A 12,157-nucleotide genomic window follows, 5' to 3' on the forward strand; every position below is an offset into this window, starting at 1 on the left:
TACAAAAGCGCGGTGAAGCGGTTGAAGTACGCGGCCAGGCGAGTGCGGAATTTGGTCACCAAATATCTTCAATGTCCCACTCGACGGCGGACGGAGTATTTGCGTGCTGGCACTGGGATGGAACACGACTTGTGGTCAACAACGACCGCTATGGCTTCTATCCCCTGTTTTGGTTCAGTCCTCCGGGCGGAGGAGTATGCGTATCACCTTCGCTCACTACCCTGATCGAACAAGGCGCGCCTACCAACCTTGACGTCGAAGCGTTGGCTGTCTTCTTCAGGCTTGGCTGCTTCGTTGGCGAGGACACACCGTTTTCGGCGATCAAGACGGTGCCGCCGAATGCCCTGTTCGAGTGGACGAACGGAAGGCTGGAGTGCCGTGGCCAATACCCTTCAGTGATCCAAACGACAACGCTTTCGCGCGACGATGCCATCGACCGGTATATCGAATTGTTCGCGCAATCCATGGCAAGGCGCGCGCCAGGTGCCGGCGCGTCGGTTGTTCCCATCAGTGGCGGCAGGGACTCGCGCCACATACTGCTGGAACTGCACCGGAGTGGACTCGAACCGAGCCTGTGCGTATCAGCCCTGGACAATCCGCCTGATCCCAATGAAGACCCGAAGGTGGCCGCAGCCCTGTGCCGGGAGCTCGGTTTCAAGTACACCGTGGTCAACCAGCAACTGTCGCTGTTGTCAGCAGAGCTGCGCAAGAACAGTGAAACCCACTTTTGCGCGGCAGCCCACGGCTGGTACCTCGCTCTTTCAGACGCTTTGAATGGACAGTTCGATTGCGCCTATGACGGCATCGCAGGCGACGTGCTTTCCCAGAGCAAATTCCTGAGACCGGACCTGGATGCGGTATTCCGCTCCGGGCGGGTCAAGCCTATTTGCGACATGTTGTTCGCACAGGGTGCTTCGAGCTTTGGAGGACTGCAGAGCCTGCTCAAGGGCGAGCTGAAGATGGCTGCCATGCATGAGGTCGCCACGAGGAGGCTTGCGGTGGAACTGGAAAGACATCTGGACTGCCCCAATCCCGTAGCGTCTTTCATCTTCTGGAACCGCACACGTCGAATGATCGCGCTTACTCCGTATAGCTTGCTTGCAGGAATACCCCGGGTCTATTCACCCTTTCTGGATCACGACCTGTTCGACTTCCTCACAACGCTACCGACAGACATGCTGATGGGACACTCGTTCCACGATGACACGATTGCTCGCGCTTACCCCAAATTTGCGCATATTCCCTACGTCGACAAGGATGCGCCTGCCAGAGACGATAGCGGGGTTCGAGCACGCTTGTTGAACGAGTCCGCCCAACGATTCCTGCTGAAGAGGCCTTCACGACTGATGAAGAACCTTCGCCCGAGGGCAAAAATGCTGGCGGGCGTTCTATCCGGTGGTCGGATCAACCCGTGGATTTCACCGCTTGTCATCTATCTGGATCAGCTCGAATCCATGATCGACAAGCACCATAGCGGCTCTGGCCCAACAACCATTTCCTGATACATCGATAGCTCCGGCTCGGTAATAAAATTATGACAACGCTTGCTGTGCAATTGGTGGTGCTCCTGCTCCTGTCAATACTCATCGGCATGTGGGCAACCCGCTTTCCCTACCCCGCCCCCTGGCTACGCCGTTTCCTGTCGCCAAAGCTGCGTTGGCCAGAGCGTCAGATCCGCGGATGGTTGCAAAACGGCCGCTTTCATCCGGGATTTCTTGGGTTCTTCAATCGGGACCCACATCGCGTGCCACCACCCGAGGCCGGTCTCGTTGCGCCAGCTGACGGCTTGATCACCAGTGCGGAGGTGCGAGATGGCGTCCGATACCTGGTCATCGCGTTGACCTTCTGGGATATGCACGTGCAGCGCAGCCCTGCCGCGGGGAGGGTCGTTACGGTCGAGCCGAGCGGCGACCAGCTCATGGATGGTGAGGGAAGGGATTTTTCCTTCCTGCGTGAAAAACACTGCCCGGTACAAACGCGCATCGTGATTGACACTGAGGAATTTGGACGTCTTGCCGTCCGATTGATTACCAGCATTGCGGCCCGACGAATAGAAGTCTGGCCCGAGGAAGGCAGCATGATCGAACGTGGACAACGGCTTGGACGAATACTGCTCGGAAGCACGGTGGTGCTGGAGATGCCGGAAGCGCTTCCGGTATGTGCTGTCGTTGGTCAGCGTGTGTGCGCGGGAGAAACCCTGGTGACTGCAGGAGCGACGCCATGACCACTTTTTTCTGGTCTGCTGGACACTTTGGTTGGTTATTCTTCGGCATCGTCGTGTTTTCGATACTGTGCCTGCTTGCAGCCGATGTTGCGTGGCGACTGGTTTCCATGTCGTCCCGCAAGCTGCTTGCGATCACGGCGTTGGTATGGGCAGCTGGCGTTACCGCGTTGGTTCTGATCTTGAATGTCTGATTACCATGCCCCGCGTGCTTTGGCACATGACAGGGTATTACTTTCGAGCAATCCGCCAAGCTTCTGTATCCGTCAGCGGCAATCGAGCCTTCTCTATTCGCGGCTTCCTAGGGCAAAGCTTTCGAACTAAGGGTCGCGAAGGTTGCATGGATTGAAGCGCAGAACTGATTGTAAAGTAGCTTTTTGTCGAAACGATTTAGCCCACTCCTTCGAGCACTAGTATCAGCGTCAGAGGAAGCCTCTTCCAGGCGACGCTCCTTACAAAAAGAGGTCGTATGAACGTCGTTCCGGCTACCCACATAGCGAAGAAACTCGCCATTCACATCGGCGCTGGTTCTGCGCTTCAAGTCGGCACGATGCTGGCCCGGCAAAACTTGCGCAATCTGTCTGTCAGCCAGAGAGAGTTGCCTTCCGCCACAATCGGATGCTTGGGTGCTGCGCTGCCGCTGGAAGGAAACGTCTGCTTCTTCACTGGCTTGCCAATCCATGGCCCCGCGATTCGGGACATCGTCGACGCAGAAAGCGCGGCTCGCCTGTTCCCACAGTATGACGGCGCATTTACAGGTGTTTTCTGGGACGCTCAGCAGCAGGTTTTGGTCGTCGCCACCGATTGCTTGGGCATGCAGCCACTCTACGTGCGTTATGCAGATGGTGAGTTAACGCTGACAACCGAGACCAAGGCGATAGCTGGTGACCCAGACTTGGCCGCGTGGGGCGCATTCATCTCGATGGGTCATCCAATCGGCGAGCGCACTCTTATGAGTGGCCTGCGACACGTCCCGCCAGCAAGCATCCTTACTTACGACTACTCAACGCGTCGATTGGAAATTCGTCGTTATTGGCAGTGGCCGACCCCCTCCGATGCGTGGCGCAACTATGACTTCCTGGGGTCGCTAGAACAGGACATGCGCGCGTATGCCGCTTTCGGCAACTCAGGAACGGTCTTGCTCAGCGGCGGATTCGACTCGCGCCTGCTGTTGTTCCTGCTTCGGCGCGCAAACATTCCAGTGGATGCCTTGATCGTCGCCCACGAGGATGAGTACGCTGACGCCGACGGTCGGCTCGCCGAGGCAGTGGCGATGCTTGCCGGCGTTCCGTTTAGAAAAGCGCACCCGGCAGCAGATTTTTTTTCATCGCGTGCATATCTCGAACACTTGCAAGCCAGCGACGCCGGCTACCCCAGTATGGATTTGTTCATAGCAAAGGTCGCCCCGCAAATTGATGCGACAGCTGTCTGGGAGGGCCTGGTTCCTGCGTTCGCGTTCAACACCCCGCACCAGGAGGAAGGTGGCTTCGACAGCTATAAGTTACGCGAAGTTCGGGACCCAACGAGTGCGGTCTGGCGCGCAGCGAAAACTCTGTTCAAGCCCGACGCAATAGAGGCGATGCTCGGGGGATTCTCGGACGATCTGCACAATGAAATCTCGCGAGTACCGCAAGACATGGCGGGAGTGCTGCAGTTCATCGTTGAGCACCGCAGCCGCAACCGTACGGGTATGAATCCGATGAAGGTGTTTTCGAACAGGACAAAGGCCTTTACGCCGGGACTGTCGAAGGACCTGATGGCACATGCGGCGACAATTCCATTCAAAGAGCGGCAAAACGCCCAGTTTTACAAAGGGATGCTTGGAAGACTGGACAAACGCATGCTAGCAATTCCGTTCGTCAGTGGAGGGGAACTGGTGAAAGGCGTCAGGTTCAGCCCCTCGTATTATCGCGAGCGTGCCCGGGCAGAATATTTGGGTTACCGCGCACGCCACCCGCGTCTCTTCATTGGAAGTCGGGAGCGTCAGCCCGAGTACTCCGCATTCCTCGGCGCAAATCTTTTTGAAGAAGATGACAAGTGGCTCAATCCAGGAGCACGAGAGCAGATGAAAACAGTAAGTGCAGACAACTACCTCGCATGGAAGCTGCTATTTCATTGGAAAACTTGGCAATGGGTCCACAAGGGAACATTGGTGCCTATGCTTGGAACTTACGCGAGTCGAGGAAGTAACCACGCCTTACCCGAATAGTTACCGTCTTCTTTTTTTGTCCAGCTCAACCCAGTTTGAGCTGCGACTGCGACTCGCGGGTTCATCGGCGATCATGTCGTTTGCTTTCTAGTTGGAACTTGCCGATGAGTGGTGACTAATATATTCGCCGGTCAAAACGTTCTTCAGTCCTGAATTGCACACTCGGCCATTCTGGGTGCGCATCACCATGGCGACGCAGCGAGATCTATGGCCGGGGAGTTTGGTCAGCGATTTGATCTAGTAGATTCGCCAGCAACGATGCTCCAGCTTGCCGGGAACGTTGCGCCACAAAGTCCTGGCTGGCTTTCGGAGCCGCTCCTTCGCGGATGTCATGAAGGAACGCGGCCAGATTTCTACTGATGTCGGCCACGTCGTCGGGTGAAACCAGGGTTGCGCCGCCAGACTCGCGCAGTACCGCGGCCGTATCACCCTGCTCCCCGACCAATGCAAAAATGGGCCGAGCTATGCGCAGGTATTCGTAGAGCTTGGCAGGAATCTGTCGATCGAACTTTGGTCCCTGGAATAACAGCAGTGCATCGGCCTTCGCTTGTTCGATCAACGCTTCGCTGCTTGAGATCGGTGGCGCCAACACCACGATATCTTCCAGACCCAGACGGCGTATTTCTTGTTCATAGACCGCTTCGGAGCCGCTCGCCCGCAGGACAATTCTTAGATTATCCGTAGACGCGGTTCCTGCTGCTTTCAGGTTCGCTATGGCGGCAAAGAACGGGAATGGATTGCGGCCATCCGGGTACAACAGACCACTGTGCAACAGCACCAGGGGTCTGCCACTCGGAATGGAAGGCGCCGGCGGCAGCCCTGTAAAGGCGGCCTCGTCGTAGCCGTTCTCGATCACCGACAGCCGCCCCTCGCGATACGGTTCTGGATAGCGCGCGGCGTAGTTGTTCAGCGCGCCGGGCGTTGTGAAAACAGTGCGTGCTGCTCGGCGAAGTACCCGACCTTCCCAACGGTGTTGTGAAGCAACGGCGAAGCGATTCGCCGCCGACACCGAACTTGCCACGGGGTCCCTGAAGTCTGCAATCCATGGCAACTTCGTCATGCTGCTCAAGGTATGGGCAATGCAATGCGAAGTCATGATGGGATACGTAGACCAGATGGCGCTGATCTGGTGTTTGCGGATCAGGTGCAGACCTTGTGCCACGGCTGCGGGCCACCAGGAACTCCAACGATCCGGCTGAGCCAGAACCCCCGGATACTTCCCAGCGATAGCCATGTGCCGGCTCGCATCCAGTGCAAATGCACGGTGCACTTGGCAACCTTCAGGAATCAGCTTGTTGTTTTCCACATCGGTACGCGGGAACGCCATGGCGTTTGCCGACAAGACTATCGGTTCCCAACCCAGCGGCGGCAGGTAGCGTACGAAGCCCAAGGTCCGCAAATGTCCGCTACCCATCGCGACGGGAGGAAAGTGGAACGCGATCATCAACACCTTGTTCACGGCTTCACTCCGGCAGCGCGTTTTGCATTGGGTTCGGTCGCGCAGGCAAGCCGTCACCGTAGTGGCTTTCTTCGGCAAGCGGACTCGCCTTCTGCAGTCCGTAATACTCAAGAAGCACGCAAAGAGCCATGAGCTGATAGGTAAGGTCGAAGTAGGTCATTGGCAGAAACGCGCCTGCCGCGAGGTACGCCACCAACGCCACTTGCAACATGGACGCCAGATCGAACGCCCATCTTTGCTCCGGCGAATTGCGCGTTTTCTTTCGGATACGGTTGCAACCGCGCCAACTCGTAACGAAGAGAGCAAGGAACAGAATCAGTCCCGGAAAGCCCTGCTCACTCAACACCCGAAAGTAGATGCTGTGTATGGCGCGTTGCTTGGCGCCTTCCGGGGCGAAGGCTTCCCAGAGTGATGTGCTTTCATAGTCGTTGAAACCACCACCCAACAGGGGATGATGGATGGCCACGTTTGCAGCGAACTTCCACGACTGTATTCGCGACTCACCGGAATCCGTCTGGCTGGCATTTTGCAATGTACCCATACGCGCCGTCCATTCCGGCGGCATGAAGTGATAGGCGACGAACCCGATAGCGACAGCGATCACGATGACCGCAAGGCGACCACGGCTCTTCAGGAACAAGGCCGCCGAGACGATGGCCAGCGCTATCAGCCCGCCACGGGAATAGGTGCCCAATACCGCGATGCCGGTGAACAGCATTCCCGCAGTCAAGCCGAGGCGAACGAACTTCCGTGACGAATGCAGTTGCAGGTAACGCATTAGCGGCAGCGTCATGCATAGCGCAAGTGCGAGGGCGTTGTTGTCAGTAATGAAACTTCCGGGCGGGCCAACCACATGGTCGGCCCCGCCACCGAGGATCGTGAACAGGCCGCCCCTGAAACCGTAGTACCCCAGTGAGACCACCATGATCCATACGAGCCCGTGCATACGCTCGCGAGTGGTGACCAATGCCAGCGTCACAAACACCATCACCAGAATTTTCGCGAATTCCAGCCACGCATCCCAAGCCGAACCGGGCACTACGGCAAATGCCGTTGTCAGAGTGGTCCAAAAGAGGAACGTCACCAACAGTACGCTTGTGGTGGACCACGGAATTTTTTTGCTTTCCTTGCTCAACAGGAAACTTAGAAGCGTAACGAGGGCAACCAGTTGTACCCACGGAAAGCTGATGGCGAAGCCGTAGCACAGTCGATTCGGATTCATATAGCCCAGCCACGACCATATGAGAAGGCCGACGTATGGACGTACCAGAACGTACGGAAGCATCCCGAAAATGAACAGGGCCAGGAGGATGTCGCGCATTGCGCTAGCTCGCTTCCAGTTGCAGCATCAGCGCGTCCATGAAGAATTTGGCCGCCCAATTGGGATAGCGATTTTTCATGTAGCCACCCGAGTGCGGATACGAACCAGGCATGCCGCCTCGTGCTCCCGCGTCGGCAGCGGACAGGTCCTGGATCGACAGGTTGAAGCGAATAGCATTTTCTGCCGCTGGCCTCCAACTGGTGTCACCGGTTTCAGCAGCCAGACGCTGCCAAATGATGGCCATCTGCGCATTGCCGGTCACGCAGGTCCAACGGGCTGCCGCGCGCCAGTCGGAATCGAGCCGGCCAGGTAGGGCGCCATCATTGCGCTGGCTTTGTGCTACCGCGCGGGCCATGCGCGTCGCCACTTCCACGAAACTGCTTTGGTTGGCGATCAAACCAACCTCGAGTATCCCGCGCGTCGCGTAGGCGATGGTATGCGTGAGCGGGCGTTTGTTATCTTCCAGATCGTTGTTTTCCAGCCAGCCATTCGCGTGCACCTGGGTGAGCGCCCACTGCACATTGCGCACGGCTGCTTCGAGATAGCGCGGCTCGTGCAGATCGCTTCCGGCTTTGGCCAGTGCGAAGGCCACACGGGTGTTGTAGGTATTGAGAGCGTGGGACGCGAACGGCGAAGCGAAACGCCGCCAGGCCCCGTCCGGATCTTGTGCCGCCACCAGCCAATCGGCGGCGCGCGTGGCAGAGTCGCGAAAACGTATGTCTCCCGTTTGCTTCCACGCCGCCAGCCAGCCAAACAATACCTGGCCGGTGTTGAATATAGTCGGCACCACCTGAGTCGCATCCATGGTGCCGGCGCGTACGCCACCGTCGGCTAGCTGGATGTCGGATTCCCATGCAGTCATGCGGATGGCCCGTTGACGATACTCATCGTCGCCCGAGAAATCGGCGTAACGGAAAAACGTCGGGATGATGTATCCCGTGGTCTCCGGATAGGCGCCGGTCCATTGCCGTTTCGTTGCATCGTAGGCAGCACTGACCCCGCCGCAACCACTGGCATCCTGTGCGCGCGCCAACCATTCAGCGGCAGCTTGCAGACCCTGGCGCGCGTCGATTGGGGCGTGCATCCGCCTTCCACGGAAAAATCTGGCGAAGACACTCACGACTTGCTCCCTTTAATTGACGACCCACCCAGCATTTTCGAGGTTCGACGGTGTAGTGCATCTCGCACGCGTCGCCCGTTTTCCCATAGAGACGGCATCGGATCCTCCCAACGCCACAGTGCATCGGTCACACGACTGCCACGCGGATAGCCTTGCATGAGCGACTGGCCCTGTGCCGCCGCTGACTGCATATCCTCGGAGCGCACCCGCCAGACCACCGGGCGGTCGTTCAAAACAGGTTCGGGGACAACATGATCGAGCTCGGAACACCACGCCGCATACGGCAGATTGACACCATTCAAGGTTGCCACTTCTTCCTGATAGTCCGTGCGCCCCACCGTAGGCTCCACCATCAGGAATTCGTTGGTGCGCACGTCGCGCTTGTATTCCATGCTGGCCATGCCGATAACGCCCGCGGCCTGAAAGAATTCTGCAGTCATGGCGGAGAGCTTTTCATGGACTTCCGGGGCAGACACGCAGCTCGCGGTGCCGCCAACCTGCGGTGGCCATGAACGGATTTTTTGGCCCGTGAATGACGCGACGACGCGCCCCTGGCGCCCGACGTACTGCAGGCAAAAGTAGATGCTTGAATCCGGCCCCTCGATCCACTCCTGCACAACCACATCGGACATGACCGTCAGAATGCGGCGAATCAACTCAGCCGCAGCTTCAGCACTATCCGCGCGATAAGCTTTCTTGAACTGCCTGGAATATTCGGTGTGTCGCACGCCGGGCTTGATCACCACCGGATAACGCAGGCTCTCGATCGCCGGAAGATCCGCCAGCGAGCAGACGTGGACCAGTGGTGGAATGGGACTACCTAGTCGTTCGGCGAGACGTTGAAAGCCTTCCTTGTGTTGCAGTGCATCCACCAAGCCGATGGTCGGCAGACTGAAACGGTACAGAGCGGATAATTGGTCGCGATGGTGCGAAACCGTCTTGACGCTTTCCTCCTGAGTCAGGAACAACACTGGACGCGTGCCTGCAAAGTGCGTCGTGGCGATGTATGTCAATTCTTCAACCAGCGTCTCCCCATGCAGGGAACGCACCATCACCGGCTTTGCAGCACGGGTATGCATTTCCGGGCGTCGCGCGTCGGAATCCAACAACCAGACCGGCACGCCCGCACTGGCCAGACTGCGTGCCACGCCCACACCGTTGATTCCGGCACCCAGCACCACGGCTGGTGTATTAACGGCCATCAGATCCTCCTCGCCTCAGCCGGGCACGCTCTAGCGCATGGGCATAAACCTCACGGTAGCGTGCTGCACTTGCTTGCCAGTTGCGCTCGTTGGCGACATACGCCTGTCCATTGGCGATGACTTCAGGCCAAGCCTCCGGAGTCTGCAATTGCTTGATCAGGCAACGCGCCAGCGCCTCAAACGAACCGGCCGGAAAGAGGTGTCCATTGTGACTGTCGCGTATCAACTCCTTGTGGCCACCCACATCCGAGGCCACGACCAGTTTGCCCATGGCCATCGCCTCAAGCGGTTTGAGCGGCGTCACCAGATCGGTCAGCCGCATCGATGTCCGGGGATAGACCATCACATCCATGGCGCTGTAGTAACGCGTCATTTCACTGTGCGGCACGCGGCCGGTGAAGTGCACGACATGATCCAGACCAAGCTCAGCCGCGAGGGCGCGCAGAGCAGCCTCCTGGGGCCCACCACCCAGCAACAACAGGCGCGCTTTCGGTACCGCACTGATCACAGCAGGCATGGCGCGCAGCAGCAGATCCAGCCCTTCGTAGGCATAGAACGAGCCGGCAAACCCCAGCGTGTTGCCACGCGTGAGTCCGTATTGCTGCAGCAATTGCGGATCGGCGGTTGCCGTGAAGCGGAACTCGGATAGATTCACCGCGTTGGGGATCACCGTGATCTTGTCGGCAGCAATGCCGCGCTTCAACATGTCGCCGCGCAAGCCGTCACAAATGGTGGTCACGGCATCTGCCCGCTTCAACGCCCGAGTCTCCAGCGCCCTCGTCAAACGGTATCGTGGTCCCCATTCGCGCGCCGTGCCCTGATCGACTGCCGCATCTTCCCAGAACGCACGAACTTCATAGACCACCGGAATGCCAGTGGAACGACCCACTGCAAGCGCCGGCAGCGCGTTCAGCACCGGCGAGTGCGCGTGAATGATGTCGGGGCGAACTGCTTCCACCACTTCAGTCAGCCGCGCCTGCAACGCACGCATCAGGTAGCGGTATTCCACGATGGGCAACTTCGACAGCAGTCCCGATGCTGGCGGCGTGCGATGAAAAGTCCATTCGTCGATATGTTCCTCGCGCTGCTGACCACTCCCCTGCTTGGGACCGGTCACGTGGAACGTCTGCCATCCCATGGCGCGTTGCTGGCCAAGGATGGAAAGCGTGCGAAACGTATATCCGCTATGCAGCGGCAACGAATGATCAAGCACGTGCAGGATGCGCAACGGCCGGTCTGTGGCCGTTGATTGGGTAACGTGGTTGGGTAAAACGTCCAATGTGTCACTCATGCTGCTGATCCCGTTTTTGCATCGTCAGCACCCGGCGAGAGCACGCGCGCATACAACGCGCATTGTGCCTCGATAACAGGCTGCCATCCGAGGCACTCTGCAAATTGTCGCGTGACGGCCCGATCGGGCTGGCGCGCCTGCAACGTATTCCATGCTCGCACCAGTGATTCCGGACTGCGTTCTCGCATCAATTCCCCCGCTTCGGGAGCCGTGATCAATTCGGGTATGCCGCCAACTGGCGTGGCCACCACCGGCGTGCCGCACGCCATCGCCTCAAGCACTACGTTGGGCATGCCTTCGCGGCTGGAGGCGAGCATCATCACATCGGCTGCATTGTAGTAATCGCACAAATTCGTCTTGGGAATGGCCCCCAGGAAACGAACTCGCGTAGCCAGACCAAGTCGTTCGGCCAGCCCCAGCAAGCTGTGATGCTCTGGTCCATCGCCAGCGATCAACAGCGTGGTATCCGGCACCTGCGCGAGCGCTTTGATGACGATGTCTACACCCTTCAGTTCAACCAGATTACCCACGGTCAACCAGACTGACCCCTGCAAACCCATGCTGGCTCGTATCCCGGCACGCTCGCGCGGCGCAAAACATGCGAGGTCAACACCGTTGCGTAAAACCGTAACCTTCTCGGGATTCGCGCCAAGGGCGATCAATCCGTCTTTCAGCGATTGCGACACAGTCAGCATGGCTGCCGCACATCGTGCGGCTTCCTGGATCTGCCGCCGCGGTCGGCGGAAGCGCGGTATCCAGGTGACATCGCTGCCGCGTGCGGTGATCGTTACCGGTTTGCCGACGGCTGCACCCAGGCGTGCAGCCGCCACACCGTCGGGATAGAAATAGTGCGCGTCGATAAGATCGAATTCGTTGCCTTCGGCCTGCAGTTTCCGCAACATCGGAAGTAGCGCGCGATACATCAAGAACGGCGCGATGCTCATGCCGATTTTTGGAAGTACCGGATAGCGAGGATGCAGAATCTTGATGCCGTGGCGTTCTTCGACGTCAGGTACCGCGGCGTATTTTGCGTATGCCCCGAACGCTGGATTTCGGAAGGGAAACCAGGGTACTGGCGCGATGACGGTGGCGGCAATGCGACCGGAAGCCACCAGGTGACGCAAGCGTTCTTCGACAAATACGCCGTGGCGCGGCTGTATGGCGTTCGGATACAGACTGCTGAGCACCAACAGGCGAATCTTGCGTTCGCCGAATTGTTTGACCTCGACACCCGCTTGCGACGCGCTCACCGGTGTCGCCACCGGCAGCGTCCCGGCAGCAGCGGCGTGGGTCGTCACCACCGTCACGACAAGACTCCGTGCGGCAACAAAAAC

10 protein-coding genes are annotated in these 12,157 nt (G+C 58.4%); 4 read left to right on the top strand and 6 right to left on the bottom strand.

Annotation, left to right across the window (positions count from 1 at the left end):
- Window positions 1-131: 131 nt before the first annotated feature.
- The 4 genes from PY254_RS01415 (at window position 132) to PY254_RS01430 (ending at window position 4,430) form a co-directional block, all read left to right on the top strand.
- The gene (locus PY254_RS01415) at window positions 132-1,502 is read left to right on the top strand and encodes an asparagine synthetase B family protein (RefSeq protein WP_281013706.1); all 1,371 of its coding nucleotides are present in this window, start codon (window positions 132-134) and stop codon (window positions 1,500-1,502) included.
- A 32-nt stretch (window positions 1,503-1,534) separates the two neighbouring features.
- A complete protein-coding gene (locus PY254_RS01420; RefSeq protein WP_281013707.1) occupies window positions 1,535-2,224 on the top strand; it encodes a phosphatidylserine decarboxylase in 690 nt (229 codons plus the stop codon).
- The gene (locus PY254_RS01425; protein WP_281013708.1) at window positions 2,221-2,415 is read left to right on the top strand and encodes a hypothetical protein; all 195 of its coding nucleotides are present in this window, start codon (window positions 2,221-2,223) and stop codon (window positions 2,413-2,415) included. The genes PY254_RS01420 and PY254_RS01425 overlap by 4 nt, the downstream gene beginning before the upstream one ends.
- Before the next feature lie 275 nt (window positions 2,416-2,690).
- Window positions 2,691-4,430 (top strand): asparagine synthetase B family protein, encoded by a 1,740-nt coding sequence (locus PY254_RS01430; RefSeq protein ID WP_281013709.1) that lies wholly within the window; start codon window positions 2,691-2,693, stop codon window positions 4,428-4,430.
- A gap of 205 nt (window positions 4,431-4,635) precedes the next feature.
- On the opposite strand, the gene PY254_RS01435 is transcribed toward PY254_RS01430, so the two are convergent.
- The 6 genes from PY254_RS01435 to PY254_RS01460 all read right to left on the bottom strand — a co-directional run bounded on the left by PY254_RS01435 (window position 4,636) and on the right by PY254_RS01460 (window position 12,130).
- Window positions 4,636-5,889: a glycosyltransferase family protein gene (locus PY254_RS01435; protein WP_281013710.1), complete on the bottom strand. Its 1,254-nt coding sequence runs from the start codon at window positions 5,887-5,889 to the stop codon at window positions 4,636-4,638.
- Window positions 5,890-5,893: 4 nt separating this feature from the next.
- Window positions 5,894-7,210 carry a putative O-glycosylation ligase, exosortase A system-associated gene (locus PY254_RS01440; RefSeq protein ID WP_281013711.1) on the bottom strand — a complete coding sequence of 439 codons (1,317 nt, stop codon included), beginning with the start codon at window positions 7,208-7,210 and terminating at the stop codon, window positions 5,894-5,896.
- A gap of 4 nt (window positions 7,211-7,214) precedes the next feature.
- Entirely contained in the window at window positions 7,215-8,243 is a 1,029-nt protein-coding gene (locus PY254_RS01445; RefSeq protein ID WP_281013712.1) for a pectate lyase, read from the bottom strand.
- An 83-nt stretch (window positions 8,244-8,326) separates the two neighbouring features.
- The gene (locus tag PY254_RS01450; protein WP_281013713.1) at window positions 8,327-9,532 is read right to left on the bottom strand and encodes a carboxylate--amine ligase; all 1,206 of its coding nucleotides are present in this window, start codon (window positions 9,530-9,532) and stop codon (window positions 8,327-8,329) included.
- Complete coding sequence (locus PY254_RS01455) at window positions 9,522-10,823, bottom strand: TIGR04063 family PEP-CTERM/XrtA system glycosyltransferase (protein ID WP_281013714.1); 1,302 nt, start codon at window positions 10,821-10,823, stop codon at window positions 9,522-9,524. The genes PY254_RS01450 and PY254_RS01455 overlap by 11 nt, the downstream gene beginning before the upstream one ends.
- Window positions 10,820-12,130: a glycosyltransferase family 4 protein gene (locus PY254_RS01460; RefSeq protein ID WP_281013715.1), complete on the bottom strand. Its 1,311-nt coding sequence runs from the start codon at window positions 12,128-12,130 to the stop codon at window positions 10,820-10,822. The genes PY254_RS01455 and PY254_RS01460 overlap by 4 nt, the downstream gene beginning before the upstream one ends.
- Window positions 12,131-12,157 lie beyond the last annotated feature (27 nt).

The organism is Rhodanobacter sp. AS-Z3 (genome assembly GCF_029224025.1).
GTDB lineage: Bacteria > Pseudomonadota > Gammaproteobacteria > Xanthomonadales > Rhodanobacteraceae > Rhodanobacter.

Bases quoted from the DNA above. Each gene is read 5' to 3' on its own strand.
- PY254_RS01420 (WP_281013707.1), top strand. From the start codon at position 1,535: ATGACAACGCTTGCTGTGCAATTGGTGGTGCTCCTGCTCCTGTCAATA.
- PY254_RS01425 (WP_281013708.1), top strand. From the start codon at position 2,221: ATGACCACTTTTTTCTGGTCTGCTGGACACTTTGGTTGGTTATTCTTC.
- PY254_RS01430 (WP_281013709.1), top strand. From the start codon at position 2,691: ATGAACGTCGTTCCGGCTACCCACATAGCGAAGAAACTCGCCATTCAC.
- PY254_RS01440 (WP_281013711.1), bottom strand. From the start codon at position 7,210: ATGCGCGACATCCTCCTGGCCCTGTTCATTTTCGGGATGCTTCCGTAC.
- PY254_RS01450 (WP_281013713.1), bottom strand. From the start codon at position 9,532: ATGGCCGTTAATACACCAGCCGTGGTGCTGGGTGCCGGAATCAACGGT.
- PY254_RS01455 (WP_281013714.1), bottom strand. From the start codon at position 10,823: ATGAGTGACACATTGGACGTTTTACCCAACCACGTTACCCAATCAACG.